Genomic DNA, 18,572 nt, shown 5'->3' with positions numbered 1-18,572 from the left:
CAAGCCGCTTACCTGCCGGCCGTCAAGTTAATTTCTCGGTAAGGGAACCATGAGGGAACACGCCGACACACGGACGCGCATCCAGGAGATCGCCCTGAAGCTCTTCACCGAGCAGGGCTACGAGGCCACCTCGCTCCGCGAGATCGCGGAGGCCCTCGGCGTGACCAAGGCGGCACTTTACTACCACTTCAAGACGAAGGACGACATCATCGCCAGCCTGGCGGAGGACCGGGTGAGGGTGATCGAGGAGCTGGTCACCTGGGCCCGTTCCCAGCCGCGCACCGACGAGACGCGCGAGGAGCTGATCCGCCGCTACTCCCACGACCTGTACCGGGGCAGGCACCGCGAGGTCATGCGGTTCCTCGAACGCAACCAGACCTCGCTCAAGAACCACCCGACGATGGAGAAGACCCGCGAGCGGATGTTCGAGCTGATCGCCTTCCTCGTCGACCCGGAGGACCCCCTGGCCGCCCGGCTGAGGCACTCGATGGCCCTGTTCGCGCTGCACGCCTCGCTGTTCATGCTCAGGGACGACTCGATCACCGACGAGGAGCGCCAGGCCGCCGCCCTGGAGGTCGCGCTCGACCTCGCCCGGCGGTGAGCGTGCTCATCGACCCGCCCAACTGGCCGGGTCCGCGCGGCCTGCTCTGGTCACACCTGGTCAGCGACAGCTCGGCCGGGGAGCTGCACGCCTTCGCGGAGCTGCTCGGCGTGCCGCGCCGGGCGTTCGACCGTGACCACTACGACGTTCCCGAGACCGTCTACGAGCGGGCCGTCGCGCTGGGCGCCGAGGCCGTGTCCTCGCGCGAGCTCGTCACCCGCCTGATCGCCTCCGGTCTCCGCCGGCGCAAGGTCCGTACCGGAGCCGACGGCTCCCGCATGGATCCCGGCGCTTCGGGCATGGCATCCCGTTGAGGACATCACCGCACGTCAACGGAGGGAACGACATGCTGAACGGCAAGACGATCGCGTTCCTCGTGGCTCCGGAGGGCATCGAGCAGGTCGAGCTCACCGAGCCGTGGAAGGCCGTCACACAGGCGGGAGGCACTCCCCGGCTCGTCTCCACCGAGAGTGGCCGGGTCCAGGCGTTCAACCACCTCGACAGGGCCGACACCTTTCCGGTGGACGCGACGGTCCAGGAGGTCTCGGCCGCCGACTTCGACGGGCTGGTGCTGCCCGGCGGCGTCGCCAACCCCGACCTGCTGCGGACCGTGCCGGAGGCCGTCGGCTTCGCGAAGGGCTTCTTCGACGCGGGCAAGCCGGTCGCGGCCATCTGCCACGCGCCCTGGACGCTGATCGAGGCGGACGTGGTACGCGGCCGCAAGGTCACGTCCTGGCCGAGCCTGCGGACCGACCTGCGCAACGCCGGGGCGACCTGGGAGGACCACGAGGTCGTGATCTGCGCCTCGGGCCCGAACACGCTGATCACCAGCCGCAACCCCGACGACCTCAAGGCCTTCTGCCAGGCCGCGACGGACGCCTTCTCGGGCTAGCGCACCTCGACCACCGAGGCGGGGCGGGGGTTCTTCCGGACCTCCGCCCCGCGGGCGTTCCATGCCTTCGTGCGACCCGAATCCTCCGCATCCCAGGGGACATGTCGCGGAAGCGAGCTTTGCCATGTGTTGCCGGATCCGAGGGACACGATCACCCATCTTCGATTAGGACGGGTCACGCAGGGCAAGGCTTCTCCATCGGCTGTGAAAGGAGGGGACCGTGGAGGCCACGATCGCCTTGCGTCTGCCGCGTGACGCTGCGAGTGTTCCCGTGATCAGGCAACTTCTCGACTCCTCGCTGCAGGCCCTGGGCGTGGTGCCGCAGATTCGCGAGGACATCCAGCTCATGCTCTCGGAGGCGTGCTCCAACGTCATCCAGCACGCCACGCCCAGCGACGACTACATGGTCAGCACCGAGCTGTCCAGGGAGCGTTGCGTGATCAAGGTGGTGGACGCCGGCAACGGCTTCGACTTCTCGGGCGCCACGTCGCCCGCCCCCACCTCCGAGCACGGCCGGGGACTGCTGATCATGCAGGCCCTGGCCGACGACATCCGGTTCGTCAACAGGCACGAGCGGGGGTCGATCGTCTGCCTGGAGAAGATCCTGCGGTTCGTCAAGGACGCCCCCGGGCTGTCACTGCTCCTCAACGAGGAACTTGAGTTCCAGAAGGGCGTCCCTGAGATAGTCGGTGACGGTCCACACGTCGGGAACCATCTCCCGGCAGGCGATCACGCCGACGTCAAGTGAGCCGTCGTAGGAGAAGACCGTGATGTTGACGCCGCCGCTGGCGTCGGTCACCACGGAGACGGGGTGGTACGCGAGAAGCCTGGCGCCGCTCACGTAGAGGGGGAGCTGCGGGCCGGGCACGTTGGAGATCACCACGTTGATCGGGCCCGCGCTGCCGGCGAACAGGTTGAAGGCCGCGCGGGAGGCCAGGCCGGTCAGCGCGGAGGGCATCATGTCGCTGAGCTGCTGGAGCCAGCGCGCCGGGGCGAGCGACGAGCGATCCTTGATCAGCCGCATCGCGTCCCGTACCGCCAGCAGCCGTTCCACCGGGTCGGCGACCTGCGTCGCCAGAGTGGTGATCATGATGCTGACCTGGTTTCCCTCGCTCTGGTCGCCGGGCACGCGGAGCGAGAACGGCACCCCGGCGACGAGGGGCTGCTCGGGCAGCGCGTCGTGCTTGAGCAGCCACTGGCGCAGCGCCCCGGCGCACAGGGCCATCACCACGTCGTTCACCGTGACGCCGAAGGCGTTCTTGACCAGCTTGACGTCGTCCAGCGGCAGGGTGGTGTAGGCGAACCGCCGGTGCGCGCTGATCCTGCCGCTGAAGGGGGTGCGGGGAACGGTCATGCGGGGCATCGCGGGCACCTCGGCGGCCCCGGACCCGGACAGGTAGGTGACCAGGTCCCTGGTGAGCCGCGAGACCAGCCCCGCCCCGGGCACCTGGGAGATCAGCGGGATCTCGTCGAGGTGCGGGACGGCGTTGATCAGGAACCGGATGGTGTTGGCCGGGTTGACGACGGCCTTGGCCAGCCCCCTGACCACCATCTCCCCCGTGTCGATCTCCTCCTCGGGCTCGCCCGCGGGCGCCGGTGCGGCCTCGGCGGGCTCGGGGGAGGTGTCCAGCAGGCCGGCCAGCACGTCGGCGCCGGTGACGCCGTCGACCGCGGCGTGGTGGACCTTCATGTAGAGGGCCGTACGGTCGCCGCGGAGGCCGTGGATCACGTACATCTCCCAGAGCGGGCGGCGCCGGTCGAGGCGGCGGGCGTGCAGCCTGGCCACCTGCTCGCCCAGCTGCTTGTCGCTGCCCGGCTTGGGCAGCGCGATCTCGCGCACGTGGTAGTCGAGGTCGACGTCGGAGTCCTCGGTCCAGTACGGGTGGTCCAGGCCGAGCGGGACGAAGGCGAGCCGCATGCGGAAGGGCGCGGCCAGGTGGAGCCGGCGGGCCAGCAGCGCCACCAGGTCACCGCGCGACAGCCCGCCCGACAGGATGGCGAGCCCGCCGATGTTCGCGACGTTCGTCGAGGTCTCGAAATTCAGGAACTGCGTGTCCACCGCGCTGAGCTGCCGCACCGTCTACCTCCGGGATGTCGTTCTCCCATCCTGCTCCCGTGAGGTCGCCAGGGCCAACGCGGCCAGGACGACGAGAACGACCACGGACACGAGGATTAACGACAGCGGAATGAGCATGAGCACGACGACGACGGTCATGACCTCGCTGATCAACTGCAGCACCGCAGAGCTGTGCCCGGATTACCCGGCCGTTACACCGCATTCCAGCGACCGAGCTTCAGCGCGAGATGGAGTTCTAACCTGTGGGTTCCGTTCTTGAGGTTGCGGCCGGCCAGGTGCTCGATTCTGGTGAGGCGGTAATAGAGGCTGGTGCGGTGCAGGTGCAGCAGCCTGGCGGTCTCCTGGGCGTCTCCCCCGCTGTCCAGGTAGGTCTCCAGGGTGGTGAGGAGCGCCGGGTGCTCGCGCAGCGCGTCGAGCGGGCCGCCCGCGGACCCCGGCTGGCCCGCGACCGGCTCGGTGAGCAGCCGGTAGACGCCCAGGTCCGGCCAGCGGGCGACCGGCCACAGCGCGGGTTCGGCCGCCGCGGCCCTGGCCGCGGCGAGCGCCTCCTCGTGCGCCCGTACGGCCGACTCCAGCCCCGGGTGCGGCGCGCTGATCCCGGCGCCCGCGCGGGTCCTGGCGGCGAGCCGCTCCCCCAGCGCCGCCGCGTCCTCGCCGCGGTTCAGCAGCAGCACGGCGTGGCGGTCGAGGATCGTGAAGGCCGGTGGGCGGCGCGTCCTGGCCAGCTCCGCGCCGACCGCCTCGCGCAGGCCGTCCGGGTCGCCCCGCAGCGCCAGGACGCGCAGCGGTCCCTCGCCGAGCACCCCGGCCGCCCGCCGCACGCCGATCTCCCCGGTGAGCAGCTGGCTCAGGGTGTGGGAGCTGCCGCCGTCGTCGAGCAGGGCGGCGATCGCGGCGGCGTCGCGCACGGCCCTGTCCTGCTCCCGCGGGTCCAGCGGCTCGGGGCCCTCGATGATCCAGAGGTAGCCGACGCGGCGGTCCTGGTGGAGAAGGGGCACGCAGAGCCTGGCCGCCATCCCCAGATCCTGATTTTTCGGGACCCGTACAGGATCGCGGGTCGCGGCCACCCCGTGCGCCTCCTGCCAGGCCCCCACCTCTGCGGGAACCGACCGCGAGAGGATGGCCTGCGCCCTGACCGGATCGACCTCCCCGTGGTGGGCGCTGTGCGCGACGACCCGGCCCTCCAGGTCGTCCACGGACATGCCTCGTCCCACGGCCACGGCCAGCGACTCCAGCAGATCCTGAACATCGTCCGCTATCACGGTCCAATCCTACATATGTAGGAAGTATCTCCGGCGCCGGAACGATGACTCGACCTGGCCCGAGCCGTAGCGTCGCACTTGTTCATTTCGGGGAACCCGCCTCGTGGGAGGCGGGGAGAGTCCGCTTCGTGAGAGTCGTCCGACCGGCCGGTGAGAGGAACCTCGTGGAGGAGCGCAGCCGCGTCGCCCCGTGGGCCCCGCCACGGGCGCAGCCGCGCCTGGCCGAGCTTGAGGCCGAGGTGGACGGGCTGGGTCTCGACGCGGTCTCCCGGCTGGTCGACGCGGTGCTGGCCGAGCATCGCGGCCGCCTCGACGAGGACGGTGTGGTGCTGTACGCGGGCACCAACACGATGAGCGAGCGCGCCAGGGCCGCGCACGAGATCTCCCTGGGCTGCCGCCCGTCGATGGGCTGGCCGGGAGACAAGGACCAGACCGGCCTGGACGAGCTGGACGTGCTGGAGGTGCTCGCCCCGCTCCAGGTCGCGGCGCTGATGGGCGGCGCGTTCGCCGAGGTGCGGCTGCAGAGCGCCACGCTGGCCAACCTCGCCTGCTACAGCGCGTTCGCCAGCCCCGGCGACACGATCGCGGTGCTGCCGCAGGCCGCCGGGGGCCACGCCAGCCACCACGCCCAGGGCGCGGCCGGGATCCGGGGCCTGCGGGTCGCCGACCTGCCCTACGACGCCGGGCGGCTCGACGTCGACCACGCGGCCCTGCCGGCGTTCCTGCGCGAGCACCGGCCCGCGCTGGTGGTGGTCGGCGCGAGCCTGATGCTGTTCCCGTACGACGTCGCGGCGGTGCGGGCGGCGTGCGACGAGGTGGGCGCGCTGCTGGTCTACGACGCCTCGCACGTGGCGGGGCTCATCGCGGGCGGCCGGTTCCAGCGGCCGCTGGACGAGGGCGCGCACCTGGTGACCATGTCCACCTACACGTCCTTCGGCGGCCCGCCGGGCGCGGCCGTGGTGACCCGCGACGAGGATCTCGCCCGCCAGGTGTCGGCGGCCGCCTATCCCGGCCTGACCGCCAACTACGACGCCTCGCGCCTGGCGCCGCTCGCCCTCGCCGCCGCCGAGCACGCCGCGGGCGGTTCCGCGTACGCCGACCGCTGCGTCGCCAATGGCCGGGCGCTGGCGGCGGCGCTGGACGGCGAGGGCTTCGCCGTGGCCGCCGCCGACCGGGGTTGGACCGCCTCGCACCACGTGGCGGTGGACGCCGCCGCGTTCGGCGGCGGGGACGAGGCCGCCCGGCTGCTGGCCGAGGGCGGCGTCTACCTCAGTGGTGTCCGCCTGCCGGGGCAGCCTCCCGGTGAGCCCGCGCGGGGCCTGCGGATCGGTACCCAGGAGGTGACCCGCCGGGGTTTCCGCCCGGAGGCCATGGCCGAGGTCGCGGTCCTGATGCGCAGGCTGCTCGTCGACGGCCAGGCCCCCGCCGCGGTCCACCGGGACGCGGTGGCCCTGCGCCGCGCCATCCCATGATCCCGGACCGGCCCGCTCGACCCCCGGGGGTTCGCCCCCTGGCGGGCCGGTCCGCTCACCGCCACTCCCCCTGACGGGCGGACCGGCCCGCGTCCCCCCTGGCGGACCGGTTCGCCGCCTCCCGCCCCACCCGCGCGCGTCCCCTCATCCGGACGGGTCACCTCCCCGCCCGGCGGAAGGGACGCGCCGGGTGGCGCGTTTCGGACAGCACCGGCTTCAGACGGCGCGGTGGTACTGGTCGGGCCAGCGCGCTCCCTCGGAGCCGAGCTCGCGGGCGGCGAGGTTCGGCCAGTACGGGTTGCGGAGCAGCTCGCGGCCGAGCAGGACGGCGTCGGCCTGCCCCGAGGCGATGATCTCCTCGGCCTGCCGGGGCCGGGTGATCTCACCGACGGTGCCCACCGGCAGGTCGGTCTCGGCCTTCACCCTGGCCGCGTACGGCACCTGGTAGCCGGGTCCGGTGGGGATGCGCGCCCCGGCGACGTTGCCGCCGGTCGAGGTGTCGAGCAGGTCGACGCCGTGGGCGAGCAGGTCCTTGGCGAGGCGGACGGTGTCGTCGGCGCTCCAGCCCTCGCGGTCGTCGACGGGGTCCTCCGCCAGCCAGTCGGTGGCCGAGACGCGGAAGAAGAGGGGAAGCTCGTCCGGCCAGACCGCGCGCACCGCGTCGACGACCCGGAGCGCGAACCGGGTGCGGTTCTCGTACGAGCCGCCGTACGCGTCGGTGCGACGGTTGCTGAAGGGCGACAGGAACTCGGAGATCAGGTAGCCGTGCGCGCCGTGGATCTCGGCCACCTGGAAGCCCGCGGCCAGCGCCCGCCGCGCCGCGGCGGCGAAGTCGCCCACGATCCGGTCGATGTCCCCGGCGCTCAGCTCCGTGGGAACGGGGTGGCCGTCGTTGAAGGGGATCGGGCTCGGCGCGACCGGCTGCCAGCCGTGCTCGCCGGGGCCGGTGGGCGCGCCGCCCTGCCAGGTGCGGCGGGTGGAGGCCTTGCGTCCCGCGTGCGCGAGCTGGATGCCGGGCACGGCGCCGTGCTCCCGCAGGAGGCGGGTGATCCGGGTGAACGCCTCCCGCTGGCGGTCGTTCCAGAGCCCGAGGTCGGCCGGGCTGATGCGGCCCTCCGGCGCCACCGCGGTGGCCTCGGCCAGGATGAGCCCGGCGCCGCCCACCGCGCGGGAGGCCAGGTGGGACAGGTGCCAGTCGGTGGGCACCCCCTGCTCAGGCCCCTCGACCTCCGCGGAGTACTGGCACATCGGGGCCATCCAGACCCGGTTGGGAATCGTGAGGGACCTCAACGTCAGGGGCTCGAACAGGGCGCTCACGGCCGTACTCCTTCTGGGGGAGGGATCTCCGGGGGCGGCGCCCCGGCTTCACGGCTACTACGATAGTTCACGTAATACGAGAGATGTCAAACTACGATTACCTTCGTACAATCAAGTCGACCCACAGGAGGGAGTGGCCGTGTCGACCGCGTCCGTCAGGGCTCTGGAGCATCCCGCGCGCGGGGAGATCCGTCTGGAGGGCGTGCTGCACGCGCTGTCCGACCCGACGCGCCTTCAGATCGTGCGCTTCCTGTCGCGGCTGGACGAGGACGAGGGCGCCCCCTGCTCGGCGATCGACCTGGTGGTCACCAGGTCGACCACCACCCACCACTTCCGGGTGCTGCGCGAGGCGGGCGTGATCAACCAGGTCTACCGAGGCACGGCCAAGATGAACGCGCTGCGCCGGAGTGACCTCGACGCCCTCTTTCCCGGGCTTCTGGGCGCCGTCCTGGGCGCCGACGAGATCCAGTGCGAGCGCGACGGCTGAGCACCGGCGCGACCCGGCGGGCGGCGCCGGGTCCCGGCGCCCCGGTAATCCGGCGGCCCGACGGCCGGACGGGCCTCGGCGGGCGGTCCCGGCGGGGCGGGAGGATCGGGAGGGCCGCGAGACGGAGTACCGTCCTGTCATGTGCCGGAGTATCAAGACCCTTCGTGAGCCCTACGCCAGCGATGTGACCGACGACGACGTGCGAGCCGCCGCGCTCCAGTACGTTCGCAAGGTGTCGGGCTTCCGCTCCCCCTCGACGCGCAACGCGGAGGCCTTCGAGCGGGCCGTCGAGGCGGTGGCCGCCGCGACCCAGACCCTGCTCGACGACCTCCAGCTGAAGCACGTGTCCCGGGACTGACCGGAGACCTCGGGAGAGCGGGAGACGCCCGCCCGTCGGCGGCGCGTGCCGCGCCGCCGGTGGGAGCGGGGACCGGCCGCCCCGGACGTCTCCGGCCGGTCACCGGTCCGCCCACCGGCTCCGTTCAGCGGCCCCGGCGCGTCCTGCCTTCGTTCAGCGGCTCCGGCGCGGCCCGGTTCCGGGCGAACGGCGACGGCCGGACGCCCTCGGCGGCCACCGGTCTCACCGGGGCCGCTTTCGCCGGGCGGCGGTCAGTCGCGCGCGTTCGAGGAGCGGAAGAGCCTGCTCACGAACATGACCACCACGCCCACCAGACCGATGATCAGGGCCCACTTGAGGAGCGTGAAGAGGAGGCCCAGCACCGAGCCCAGCAGAAGGAAGCCGATCACCACGGCCGCCACGATCAGAAGAATTCGTCCCATGCACCCCACGCTAGGCCCCCGCCGGGCCCGGCGGCAGGCCGGAGCCCCGATGTCAGGGACAAGCCAGGGTTCCCCCTCATGACATCCCTGCCTCCCGGAGCGTCTCCCGGAGCGGGTCCCGGGGCGTCTTCCGGGCCGGAGGCGGCGGTTTTCCACGATCTGAGGGGGATCACGCGATTACCAGGCCATCAAATCCCCCTAAATCATGAAAAATCATCCCGACGCCGAGGGCCGTACGCCCGCGCGCCGCGAACGCCCGGGACGGCGGGCGGATTCTGTCGGTCCCCGATGCCAAGATCTTCCCGATCTGTCCGCCGAGAAGAATCGGAACCCCCCGTGAGCGACTACGACTGGATCGACGACGAGGCCTTCTGCGTGACCTTCGTCCGCGACCTCACCCCGCGTGAGGCTCTCGCCCACTTCCGCGTCGAGGTGTTCGACGGCGACGACGAGGAGGGCGAGTACGACGAGGGCCTCGTCTCCGCCCGTCCCGCCGAGGGCGGGACCATCCTCGGCGAGTCGCTCGGCTTCGCGGGGACGCTGCCGGAGATCCTGTCCCGGCTCTCCTCGGGGACGGTGACGGCGAGCGTCTTCCGCAACGTCAACGCGGTCGCGAGCTTCGTCCACTACGCCGACGGGAAGGAGGTCCTCACCTTCGACTGGATGTTCCCCGGCGACGACGACTCCGGCCCGTACCTCGCCGAGCGGACCGAGCTCGGCCTGATGGGCGAGGACTCCGAGGGAGACCTTCCCGAGGCGCTGAGGCTGGCCGAGCGCGTCACCGGCGTGCGGGCGGACGGTTCGAGCGCGACCGTGGCGGCCCACTGCGTGTTCGAGCACTACTGAGCCGACGCGGCCCCCGGCCCTGGAGAGGGCCGGGGGCCGCACCGTGGCGCGAGGGGCGTCAACCGAGCGCGATACGCCCGCCGACGACCGGGAGGGTGACCGAGCTGGATCCCGGCTCGACCGAGACGCCGGTCCCCGGGGGCAGGCGCAGGGTGAAGTCGTGGTCAGTGGAGATGAGCACGACGCCGATCCGGTGACCGGCCTTGACGACGTAGTCGTTGGGCTGGAGGTCGAAGCGGAAGTCGTAGAAGCGGCCCTCGCGCGGGAGCTTGGTCCTGGAGGCGGATTCGCGGTTGCGGACGTCGAGCCAGCCCCTTGTGATGATCTTGTAGGGGGCGGTCACCGTGGCGTGCTCGGCCAGCCGGGCGCAGCCGGTGTCCCCGGCCACGCCCTGGCCGTAGCAGACCTGGGTGTCGCCGTAGACGACGTCGCCGTACGCGCGGGTGTCGGTGCCGTAGTCGACGAGCAGCGCCGTCAGGTACGGCGAGCGCCCGCCCTCGAACGCGGCGCGCACCGAGATCTCGGGGGTGCCGGACAGGCGCGCGTCGCGGGTCAGCGGGCCCGTCAGGTAGGCCAGGCGGTTGGGGTCCGTGGCCTCGGCGTTCTCGGCGAGCTGCTCGGCGGTGCGGTCGCTCTGGTCGACGAAGGACTCGACGGCGCGGCGGTCCCGGGAGCGGTCGTCGCCCAGGGTGCCGTTGCGGCCGTCCCCGCCCGCGGCCAGGTGGAGCCGCGCGTCACGGGTGCCGGGCAGCGGCCACGAGGCGTGCTGGGCCCACTGTCCGGGACCCGACTCCACGTCGGCCTGCGGCTCGTCCATGATGCCGTTGCGCAGGCCGTACAGGTGGAAGTCGAACCAGTGGTGCAGCTGGCGCAGCCACTCGGCGTTGCGCCCGGCGAAGGAGAACGGGTTGAAGTGCGCGCCCTGGTGGAGCCAGATCTTGCGGGGCACGTCCCGCTTCGCGAGGGCGTCCCACCACTGGACGGCCTGCTTGGTCTTGACGTTCCAGTCGTTGAGGCCGTGCACCAGGAAGACGGCGGCGCGGACCTTGCGCACGTCGTTGAGGTAGTTGCGCCGGTCCCAGAAGTCGGAGTAGTCGCCGGTGACCCGGTCCTGGTCCCGCTCGATCCGGTCCATCAGCCCGCCGCAGGCCTGCGTGGCGTTCTCCCGGGTCAGGACGTAGCGGGCGAGCACGTCGGCGTCCTCGCCCTGGTAGCCGCCGGGGGCGAGCACACCACCGTTGGCGCGGTAGTAGTCGTACCAGGAGGAGATGGCCGCGATCGGCACGATCGCCTTGAGACCCTTCACTCCGGTCGCGGCGACGGCGTTGGGCAGCGTGCCGTTGTAGGAGACGCCGATCATACCGACGTTCCCGGTGGACCAGCCGGCCCCGACCTCGTTCCCGGCCGCGTCGAAGCCGCGGGCGCGGCCGTTGAGCCAGTCGATCGCGGCCTTGGGACCGGCGGTCTCGTTGTCCAGACCGGCCGTGGGGCAGCCGGTCGCCCGTCCCGAGCCGAGGTTCTCCACCAGCGCGACCGCGTAGCCGCGCGGCACGAAGTAGTTGTCGTAGTAGCCGCGGAAGGGCGGCGCGGCGGCGCGGTTCACGTCGAGGCCCTCGACGCCGAACATCTCGTCGCGCAGGTCGTTGAACTTGTTGCGCCGGTACTCCAGGCCCGCGGGGTCGGAGCCGTCGAGGTCGACGACGTGGTTGGGCACGTCGTTGCCACCCGCGTAGTAGGGGCTGGCCTCCATGATGACCGGGACCTTCAGCCCCGAGGCGGTCTCCTTGGGGCGCATGATGTCGACGGCGACCCGGTCGGGGCGGCCGTCGGCGTCGCTGTCGACCCCGGCGACCTCGACGAACACGGTCTCGGTGAGCGCGTCGGCGCGTGAGTAGACCGGCTGGGTCTCACCGTTCTCGATCGGGGGGGCCGCGGATCGCGCGGCGGCGGCGGGCAACGCGCCGGAGGGCAGCACACCGGCGGGAAGCGCGGCGGCCGGCAGCACGCCGCTTGGCAGGGTGACCGCCAGCGCGACGATGACCGTCTTCCATCTGTTCATCGAGGAAAGCTCCCAGAGGGTCGCTGAAAAACTGACAACTCCGGTCAATCTCCTGCGAAGCAATCTTGACCTGCAAGATCGAAGATATAACGAATAAGCGGCTATCTCGCGTTACGCGCGAGTTCCAGCGCGTATTCGGGGAACCAGTCGCCGGCGCGGGGCTCCCCCCGGTGGCACTCGCCGTCCGACTCCCCGGGCCGTTTGACCCACAGGAAGGCGTCCACCCGCTGGTGGCCGGTCTTGGTGGTCGGCTCCGCGCCGAGCGCGCGGCCCTTGGGGTTGCACCACGCGTCGTCGCCCTGCGCGTCGCGGACGGGGCCGTTGCCGTTGCGGGAGGTGTCGATGACGTAGTGGGCCCCGTCGATCGCGTCCGAGAGCCGTCCGGCGACGGCGACGCTCTCCTCGACGGTGAAGAAGTTGCTGACGTTGAAGGCGAAGCCGTCCGCCTGGGGCACCCCGGCCCTGCGCATGGGCTCGGCCCACTCGTCCGGGTTCTTGATCCAGCCGGCGTTCCCCGCGTCGACGTAGACCTTGGTGGCGGGCTGTTTCTTCAGCGTCTCCACCGCGCCGCGGAGCAGGTCGAGGCGCTCACCGGCCTGGCCGCCCTGGGTGCAGTTGTCCAGGATGTGGGCGAGCGCGTCGGGCTCGACGACGACCAGGGCGGGCCGGTCGCCGATGCCCTCGGCGAACCGGCCGATCCAGGAGCGGTACTCCTCCGCGCCGGAGGCGCCGCCCGCGGAGAACTGGCCGCAGTCGCGGTTGGGGATGTGGTACGCCACCAGGACGGGGATCCGGCCCGCCTGCCTGGCCTTGGTGGTGATGGCGGCGACCCTGTCCTTCGGGTCCTGGTCACCGATCCAGATCGCGTTGGGCCGGTCGGCGATCCTGCGGATCAGCCCGGCCTCCTCGGTCCTGCCCTCCCCCTCAAGCTTGCGGACCTCCTGGGCGGCGGCGCCGTCGGGGTCGACGTAGAAGCCGCTCGCGGGTCCGGAGGGCGTGCTCCCGGTGCTCCCGGACGCGGCGGGCGGCACGGGGTCGCCGGTGCAGGCCGCCGTCGCGAGAGCGAGAGCCAGCGCGGCTGCGAGGCCGTACCTGTTCATCGAGTACCTCCGGCGTGGGGACCCCGGGCCTGGCCCCGGGGAGCGGAAACGGGCGGGCTGGGAGAGCTGGGAGAGGCCGCGGGGATCATGTCAGCCCTCTCCTCGGACGTGGACCCAGCGAGCCGGGGACGGCGTTCCCCGTTCGGTGATTCCGAAAAGCATGTACCACCCCGGGGGGACCAGGGCCGGATTGGAGGGTATCTCCGCGATGATCCCGGTCTTCACCCGGGTGAAGTCCAGCCTGATCGAGCGCTGCTCCACGTCGGTGACGTGGGTGACGGCGCTCGGGCGCATCAGCCGTACCTGGTGGATGCGCGCGGCGTCGGGGGTCTGGAAACCGGCCCTGCGGCCCAGGAGCACGCTCTCGCGCCCGCCGGTGAACACCGGCGCCTTCTCGCCGTTGTGCAGGTAGGTCGGCGTGTAGATCTCGATGCGCTGGTCGAAGGTGCCGGGGAGCGAGCCCGCCTTGTCGGCGAAGAGCGGGTCGGAGCCCATGCTGAGCACCCGGCCGTCGGGCAGCAGGAGACCCTCGGCGTGGTAGTTGCGGCCGACCGCGGGCGCCGCGGCCTCGTGGAAGCTGTTGCTCTCCGGGCGGTAGACCTCGGCGCGCAGGACGTCGCTGGCGCCGCGTCCCCGGTAGTCGCTGGAGCCGTTGAAGGAGAGCACGGTGTCGTCGGGCAGCAGCACGGCGTTCGGGTAGCGCACCGGGTCGGACAGGTCGGGACCCCTGACGTAGCTCGGGCTGGCCGCGGTGAGGTCGACGATGGCGGTCCTGGCGGTGGCGTTGGGCTGGCCCGGCTGGCGTTCCCCGACCGGTCCGCCGCCCATCACCATGACCCGCTGGTCCTGCGCGGGCGGCAGCAGCACGGAGGCGCCGGTCTCGTTCAGCTCGGGCTGGGGCAGCCCGGGTACGGGGGTGAACGCCTCCATCTCGTCGGGCGCCACACCTCCGACGCCGCCCGGGGTCTTCACCGGCCGGTCGGTGTCGCGGCGGTAGTCCCAGATGCCGGGGGGACGCAGCGAGAGCTGGCCGGGGCCGTACCCGGCGCTCATTCCCGAGAAGAAGAGGGTGTCGTCCTCCAGCAGGAACAGCGCGGGGTAGGTCGGGAAGAACCGCTTGGGGCCGGGCCGCCAGGTCTTCGTCCGGGGGTTGTAGATCTCGTTGTCCCGGGTGATCTGCCCCACGGTGTCGAGTCCGGAGACGGTCATCACCCTGCCGTCGGGCAGGCCGGTCATGGTCGGGTACCAGCGCCCCTCGGCCATGTCCTGGACCTTCTCGTAGCGCTCGGTGACGGGGTCGAACTCGTAGGCGTCCCTGATGCCCTGGAAGTCCTGCTTCTCCAGCGTCATGCTGCCGCCCATGGCGTACAGGTCGCGCTTCTCCCGGCCCTTGAGTCCCTGGATCTCGTACTTGACGGAGCCTGCCGGGGCGGTGAGCAGGCCCGCCGCGCCCTCGGCGACGGCCTCGGCGAAGACCTTGGTCTCGCTGGGCCGGATCCGCACCTTTCCCGGCAGGCCGGTCTCGGCCTTCCTCGCGGGCGGCACGCTGACGTGGCCGACGGTGCGGTAGACCTGCCCGCCGGGGGCGGTCAGCAGCGTGCCGGGGTGGAACTCCCTGGGCTTGGCGTCGGGGTCCTCGTTCTTGATGGTCAGGGCGCCCGCGGCCCGCTTGACCTTGGCCTTCAGCACCTCGAAGCGGCCCGTGCCGCCCGCGATGAGGAGCCTGCCGTCGGGCAACACCACGTGTCCGGCGCAGAAGAAGTCGACGGGGGTGTCGACCAGCTTGAACTCGTCCGGCCTGCCCGGCTTCTCCGGGTCCCACAGCACGGTCTTGAAGGTGCCCTTGTCGAAGTTGGCGGCGTTGTTGCCGGACCCGGCGACGATGAGCACCTTGCCGGTGCGCAGCAGCGCGGCGTGGATGGCGTTGACCTTGAACTCCTCGGGGACGTCGAGGAAGGTCCAGTGGCCGTGGGTGGCCTTGTAGTCGTCGCCGTTGATGCGGTAGTCGTGCCACGTCTCGGTGGCGAAGCCCGCGACGGCGGGCAGGTTGATCGCGATGATGGCGGTCACCACCGCCGCCCCGACCAGGTGCTTGCGCAGGCGGCTCACGACCCGTCACCGGCCGTCCGGAGGCTCGCCCTGGCCGCCCGCAGGTTCCAGGCCCAGGTCGTGAGCGGTCCCAGGCAGATGACCAGGGCGAGGATCCCCCACAGGGTCATGACCAGGTGGATGTGGCCGGTCCAGAAGATGGTGAGCAGCAGGCCGCCGCCGAAGATCGCCGCCCACCACAGGTGGATGCGGAACGTGGCGATCTGGTCGGGGCTGGCCGAGTCGCCCTTGGGGGTGACCACGAACTTGCTGGGCCTGCGTAGCGCGGCGCCGATCAGCGAGGTGACGTAGATGGGCGCCGACAGCGCCGACATGACCATCCCGGCCACCCCCGAGGAGCCCTCGGGCTCGTGCGGGCTGACGTTGTGCCGCCGGTTCCAGGTGTAGAGCATGACCTGCAGCAGCGCCGCGTCGCCGTACAGCATGAGCCACACGTCCATCGGCACGGTCACGCCGGAGCCGCCGACGGCCATGAACAGGGTCGCGCTGAGCCCGGCCAGCAGCCAGTTGAGCGCGGACATCGGGTAGAAGGTCACCATCAGGGTGTAGTTGAAGAACCGTCCCGGCGAGAGCTTCGGCGCGGCCCTCCAGAACTGGGTGAGCAGCGTCTCGTAGGTGCCCCGGCTCCAGCGCAGCTGCTGGGTGAAGAAGTCGGTCCACGACGACGGCCCCTCCCCCACGGCCAGCACGTCGGGGGTGTAGACCGACATCCAGCGCTGCCCGGTCTCCGGGTCGCGGGAGCGGTGGAACTCGATGCCGGTGGCCATGTCCTCGGTGATCGAGTCGTACAGGCCGCCGATCTGCTTGAGCGCGCGGATGCGTACGGCGTTGTTGGTCCCGACGAACATCGGCGCGCCGTACAGGTTGCCCGCGCGCTGGATCAGCGAGTGGAACAGGAACTGCTGGCTCTCGGCGGCCTTGGTGACCCCGGCGTCGTAGTTGCCGTAGACCTGGGGACCGACGACGAAGGCCACCCTCGGGTCGCGGAAGTAGCCGAGCATGCGCTCGCAGAACTCCGGGAGCGGCACGTGGTCGGTGTCGACCGAGACGAAGAAGTCGTAGTCGTCGCCGTGCGCGTCCAGCCAGCTGTTGTAGTTGCCGTGCTTGGTCTTGGCCCGGAAGCTTCCCTTGGGCTGGTTCCACTCGGGCACGCCCTTGCGGGTGAAGTGGCGGGCGCCCAGCCAGTCGCACAGCTCGTGGATGTCGGGGTCGTCGCCCTCGTCCAGCAGCCAGACGTCGAGCACGCCGTCGTGGCGGATCTTCAGCGCGGCGGCCAGGGTCTCCCTGACCATCTCCAGCGGCTCCTTGCCGGGTACGCAGGTGGTGATGAAGGCCACCCGGGTGCCGGGTTCGGGCGCGACCGGGACCGGATCCCTCGCCGCCAGCATCGCGTGCACGTTGGAGACCACGCTGACCAGCCGGAAGACCTCGATCAGGGCGATCGCGACGAGCATGATCCGGTCGGCCACCGGCAGGTACCACGGGATCGTGCCATAGGGGTCGGGCCGGACGGTCCAGTGCTCGGGCAGCAGCAGCCAGACCATCAGGGTGAACTCCACGAGAAGCGCCGCGACCATCAGCAGCACCGCCCGCACCCGGTGTGGCTCGGTGGCCAGCAGGGAGCGATAGCTCACGCGGTAGGGCACCCCGGGTTCCGGTTCGGTCACCGGCCCGGCGAGCCTGCTGAACCTCTCGTAGTCGTAGGGAGCGATCTTCGCGGCGTCGGAGGGGGCGCTCATCGATCCAGCGGCCTCGGAGCACACGAAAGCAAGCCCAGCACTGTGTTCCCCCAGGTAGATCGCATAGGCCGCTCCCCGTCACGACGAGGTCACCCGCAGCCCGCATAGTGATAAATCGTCACACATCATATTCCGGTCGGTAAGCAAGATCTCCCCAACCCGGAGATGTGCGGAACATTTCACGAGGCTTGTTAGTTTAAGATTCAACAACCGAAGTGAGAGGACCACCAGGCATGAACATCGACATCCGCAGGTCCGGCGAGCGCCCCGCCACCAGGATCCAGTGGCTGGACTCGAAACACTCCTTCTCCTTCGGCCGCCACCAGGACCCGGCCAACAGCCACCACGGCGTGCTGCTCGTCAACAACGACGACATCGTCAAGCCCGGCACCGGCTTCGACACCCACCCCCACCGGGACATGGAGATCGTCACCTGGGTGCTGCGCGGATCCCTCGTCCACCAGGACTCCGAGGGCCACTCCGGGGTGATCTATCCGGGACTGGCCCAGCGGATGAGCGCGGGGACGGGCATCCTGCACTCGGAGAAGAACGACTCGTGGCGGCTCCAGGGTGAGCAGCATACCGACCCGGTGCACTTCGTCCAGATGTGGGTGGTTCCCGACGAGGACGGGCTCACCCCCGGGTACGAGCAGCTGGAGATCGACTCCGAGCTGCTCGGCGGCTCCCTCGTCCCGGTCGTGTCCGGCATGGCCAGGGACGAGGGCCGCAGCGCCATCCGGATCAACAACAGGTACGCCGCGCTGCACGTGGCCAGGCTCCGGCCGGGCCAGAGCGTGCAGCTGCCCGAGGCCCCGTTCCTGCACCTGTTCGTCCCTCGCGGAAGCGTCGACCTGGAGGGGGCCGGGCACCTCGCCGAGGGCGACGCCGTCCGCTTCACCGCCACCGGCGGCCAGCGCGTCACCGCGACCGACCCGGCCGAGATCCTGGTCTGGGAGATGCACGCGACCCTCGCCGCCTGACGGGAGGGCCTCGCGCACGCGCCGGAAAACCCGTACCGGCGGCCGGAGCGGGCCTGGCAGGCTGTGCGGATGGAGGTACGGTACGTCCCGGATCACTCGGTGCTGTCGGTGGTGGTCGGCTCGCGGGCATACGGGCTGGAGACCGAGGGGTCCGACGTCGACCGGCGCGGGGTCTTCGTGGCGCCGACGCGGCTGTTCTGGCGGCTGGCCAAGCCGCCCACGCACGTCGAAGGGCCGCTGCCCGAGCAGTTCTCGTGGGAGGTCGAGCGGTTCTGCGGTCTCGCGCTGGAGGCCAACCCGACGGTCCTGGAATGCCTGTGGTCGCCGATCGTCGAGCACACCACCTCGGCGGGCGAGGACCTCCTCGCCATCCGGGACGCCTTCCTGTCCGAACGGGCCAGCCAGACCTTCGCCGGGTACGCCGACGCCCAGTTCCGCCGCCTGGACCCCGCGCGTCCCAGGTGGAAGCAGGCCATGCACATGATCCGCCTGCTGCTCAGCGGCCTGCACCTGGTCCGCCACGGCGAGCCCCTGGTCCGGATGGACGCCCACCGCGACCGGCTACTCGCCGTACGGCGGGGGGAGCTCTCCTGGGAGGAGGTCGACCGCTGGCGCTCCGAGCTGACGGCGAGGTTCGGCGGTACGGGCGCGCTGCCCGCCAGGCCCGACCTGCGGCGCGTGGAGGAGTATCTCGCGAGCACGAGGGAGGCGGCGCTGTAACCGCCCAGCGGTCGCCGGGCGGGCCTCGGCTTTCGCGTGGATGACCTCGCGGGCCTGCCCCGTGGCGCGGACGAGACGTCTGACGATCTCCGCGCGGGCGAGGCCGTCGGCCGGTCACAGCACGATCCGCG

19 protein-coding genes are annotated in these 18,572 nt (G+C 71.3%); 10 read left to right on the top strand and 9 right to left on the bottom strand.

Translation table 11 applies throughout. The features are described from left to right. Window positions 1–49 precede the first annotated feature (49 nt). The 4 genes from ACW9TB_RS26765 (at window position 50) to ACW9TB_RS26750 (ending at window position 2,241) form a co-directional block, all read left to right on the top strand. Window positions 50–601, top strand: a complete 552-nt coding sequence (locus tag ACW9TB_RS26765; protein WP_472750819.1) for a TetR/AcrR family transcriptional regulator — start codon at window positions 50–52, stop codon at window positions 599–601. After that, a complete protein-coding gene (locus ACW9TB_RS26760) occupies window positions 598–915 on the top strand; it encodes a DUF4031 domain-containing protein (RefSeq protein ID WP_472750818.1) in 318 nt (105 codons plus the stop codon). Before ACW9TB_RS26765 ends, ACW9TB_RS26760 begins: the two co-directional genes overlap by 4 nt. 32 nt (window positions 916–947) lie before the next feature. Then, entirely contained in the window at window positions 948–1,493 is a 546-nt protein-coding gene (locus tag ACW9TB_RS26755; RefSeq protein ID WP_472750817.1) for a type 1 glutamine amidotransferase domain-containing protein, read from the top strand. Between the two features lie 220 nt (window positions 1,494–1,713). After that, the gene (locus ACW9TB_RS26750; RefSeq protein ID WP_472750816.1) at window positions 1,714–2,241 is read left to right on the top strand and encodes an ATP-binding protein; all 528 of its coding nucleotides are present in this window, start codon (window positions 1,714–1,716) and stop codon (window positions 2,239–2,241) included. Here the strand turns inward: ACW9TB_RS26750 and ACW9TB_RS26745 are convergent. From ACW9TB_RS26745 to ACW9TB_RS26735, 3 genes are read right to left on the bottom strand one after another with little or no spacing between them, the layout of a single operon-like run. Beyond that, a complete protein-coding gene (locus ACW9TB_RS26745; RefSeq protein WP_472750815.1) occupies window positions 2,128–3,570 on the bottom strand; it encodes a WS/DGAT/MGAT family O-acyltransferase in 1,443 nt (480 codons plus the stop codon). The genes ACW9TB_RS26750 and ACW9TB_RS26745 overlap by 114 nt on opposite strands. A gap of 3 nt (window positions 3,571–3,573) precedes the next feature. After that, window positions 3,574–3,732, bottom strand: coding sequence for a hypothetical protein (locus ACW9TB_RS26740; RefSeq protein WP_472750814.1), 159 nt, complete (start codon window positions 3,730–3,732; stop codon window positions 3,574–3,576). A gap of 29 nt (window positions 3,733–3,761) precedes the next feature. Beyond that, window positions 3,762–4,832, bottom strand: a complete 1,071-nt coding sequence (locus ACW9TB_RS26735; protein WP_472750813.1) for a PucR family transcriptional regulator — start codon at window positions 4,830–4,832, stop codon at window positions 3,762–3,764. A 128-nt stretch (window positions 4,833–4,960) separates the two neighbouring features. Between ACW9TB_RS26735 and ACW9TB_RS26730 the strand changes: the two genes are divergently transcribed. After that, window positions 4,961–6,304 (top strand): serine hydroxymethyltransferase, encoded by a 1,344-nt coding sequence (locus ACW9TB_RS26730; RefSeq protein ID WP_472750812.1) that lies wholly within the window; start codon window positions 4,961–4,963, stop codon window positions 6,302–6,304. A 216-nt stretch (window positions 6,305–6,520) separates the two neighbouring features. On the opposite strand, the gene ACW9TB_RS26725 is transcribed toward ACW9TB_RS26730, so the two are convergent. Further along, on the bottom strand, window positions 6,521–7,621 hold the full coding sequence (locus ACW9TB_RS26725) for an NADH:flavin oxidoreductase/NADH oxidase (RefSeq protein ID WP_472750811.1): 1,101 nt from the start codon (window positions 7,619–7,621) through the stop codon (window positions 6,521–6,523). A gap of 139 nt (window positions 7,622–7,760) precedes the next feature. Between ACW9TB_RS26725 and ACW9TB_RS26720 the strand changes: the two genes are divergently transcribed. Then, window positions 7,761–8,108, top strand: a complete 348-nt coding sequence (locus ACW9TB_RS26720) for an ArsR/SmtB family transcription factor (RefSeq protein ID WP_472750810.1) — start codon at window positions 7,761–7,763, stop codon at window positions 8,106–8,108. Between the two features lie 139 nt (window positions 8,109–8,247). Then, window positions 8,248–8,466: a DUF2277 domain-containing protein gene (locus ACW9TB_RS26715; RefSeq protein WP_472750809.1), complete on the top strand. Its 219-nt coding sequence runs from the start codon at window positions 8,248–8,250 to the stop codon at window positions 8,464–8,466. Window positions 8,467–8,717: 251 nt separating this feature from the next. Here ACW9TB_RS26715 and ACW9TB_RS26710 read toward each other — a convergent pair whose 3' ends face one another. After that, window positions 8,718–8,888 (bottom strand): hypothetical protein, encoded by a 171-nt coding sequence (locus ACW9TB_RS26710; RefSeq protein WP_362868115.1) that lies wholly within the window; start codon window positions 8,886–8,888, stop codon window positions 8,718–8,720. A 336-nt stretch (window positions 8,889–9,224) separates the two neighbouring features. Here ACW9TB_RS26710 and ACW9TB_RS26705 point away from each other — a divergent pair, with 336 nt between their 5' ends. Further along, entirely contained in the window at window positions 9,225–9,734 is a 510-nt protein-coding gene (locus ACW9TB_RS26705) for a DUF6461 domain-containing protein (protein WP_472750808.1), read from the top strand. Between the two features lie 58 nt (window positions 9,735–9,792). Here ACW9TB_RS26705 and ACW9TB_RS26700 read toward each other — a convergent pair whose 3' ends face one another. The 4 genes from ACW9TB_RS26700 to ACW9TB_RS26685 form a co-directional block, all read right to left on the bottom strand. Then, a complete protein-coding gene (locus ACW9TB_RS26700) occupies window positions 9,793–11,793 on the bottom strand; it encodes a Xaa-Pro dipeptidyl-peptidase (RefSeq protein WP_472750807.1) in 2,001 nt (666 codons plus the stop codon). 101 nt (window positions 11,794–11,894) lie between these two features. Further along, window positions 11,895–12,893: a glycoside hydrolase family 6 protein gene (locus tag ACW9TB_RS26695; protein WP_472750806.1), complete on the bottom strand. Its 999-nt coding sequence runs from the start codon at window positions 12,891–12,893 to the stop codon at window positions 11,895–11,897. 90 nt (window positions 12,894–12,983) lie between these two features. After that, window positions 12,984–15,002, bottom strand: a complete 2,019-nt coding sequence (gene glxA, locus ACW9TB_RS26690; protein ID WP_472750805.1) for a radical copper oxidase GlxA — start codon at window positions 15,000–15,002, stop codon at window positions 12,984–12,986. Continuing rightward, window positions 14,999–16,741, bottom strand: a complete 1,743-nt coding sequence (locus ACW9TB_RS26685; RefSeq protein WP_472750804.1) for a glycosyltransferase family 2 protein — start codon at window positions 16,739–16,741, stop codon at window positions 14,999–15,001. The genes glxA and ACW9TB_RS26685 overlap by 4 nt, the downstream gene beginning before the upstream one ends. Window positions 16,742–16,974: 233 nt before the next feature. Between ACW9TB_RS26685 and ACW9TB_RS26680 the strand changes: the two genes are divergently transcribed. Beyond that, the gene (locus ACW9TB_RS26680; protein ID WP_472750803.1) at window positions 16,975–17,721 is read left to right on the top strand and encodes a pirin family protein; all 747 of its coding nucleotides are present in this window, start codon (window positions 16,975–16,977) and stop codon (window positions 17,719–17,721) included. Window positions 17,722–17,790: 69 nt separating this feature from the next. Beyond that, on the top strand, window positions 17,791–18,441 hold the full coding sequence (locus ACW9TB_RS26675) for a nucleotidyltransferase domain-containing protein (RefSeq protein WP_472750802.1): 651 nt from the start codon (window positions 17,791–17,793) through the stop codon (window positions 18,439–18,441). Window positions 18,442–18,572: the final 131 nt, after the last annotated feature.

It is taken from the genome of Streptosporangium sp. H13245 (genome assembly GCF_055690525.1).
Note: the sequence above shows the minus strand (reverse complement) of the source record. Positions and strands in the feature narration are given on the sequence as shown.

What these genes read in the sequence shown, in the direction of transcription:
- ACW9TB_RS26685 (WP_472750804.1), bottom strand. Translation starts at nt 16,741, where the DNA reads ATGAGCGCCCCCTCCGACGCCGCGAAGATCGCTCCCTACGACTACGAG.
- ACW9TB_RS26710 (WP_362868115.1), bottom strand. Translation starts at nt 8,888, where the DNA reads ATGGGACGAATTCTTCTGATCGTGGCGGCCGTGGTGATCGGCTTCCTT.
- ACW9TB_RS26700 (WP_472750807.1), bottom strand. Translation starts at nt 11,793, where the DNA reads ATGAACAGATGGAAGACGGTCATCGTCGCGCTGGCGGTCACCCTGCCA.
- ACW9TB_RS26695 (WP_472750806.1), bottom strand. Translation starts at nt 12,893, where the DNA reads ATGAACAGGTACGGCCTCGCAGCCGCGCTGGCTCTCGCTCTCGCGACG.
- ACW9TB_RS26715 (WP_472750809.1), top strand. Translation starts at nt 8,248, where the DNA reads ATGTGCCGGAGTATCAAGACCCTTCGTGAGCCCTACGCCAGCGATGTG.
- ACW9TB_RS26675 (WP_472750802.1), top strand. Translation starts at nt 17,791, where the DNA reads ATGGAGGTACGGTACGTCCCGGATCACTCGGTGCTGTCGGTGGTGGTC.
- ACW9TB_RS26765 (WP_472750819.1), top strand. Translation starts at nt 50, where the DNA reads ATGAGGGAACACGCCGACACACGGACGCGCATCCAGGAGATCGCCCTG.
- ACW9TB_RS26680 (WP_472750803.1), top strand. Translation starts at nt 16,975, where the DNA reads ATGAACATCGACATCCGCAGGTCCGGCGAGCGCCCCGCCACCAGGATC.
- ACW9TB_RS26755 (WP_472750817.1), top strand. Translation starts at nt 948, where the DNA reads ATGCTGAACGGCAAGACGATCGCGTTCCTCGTGGCTCCGGAGGGCATC.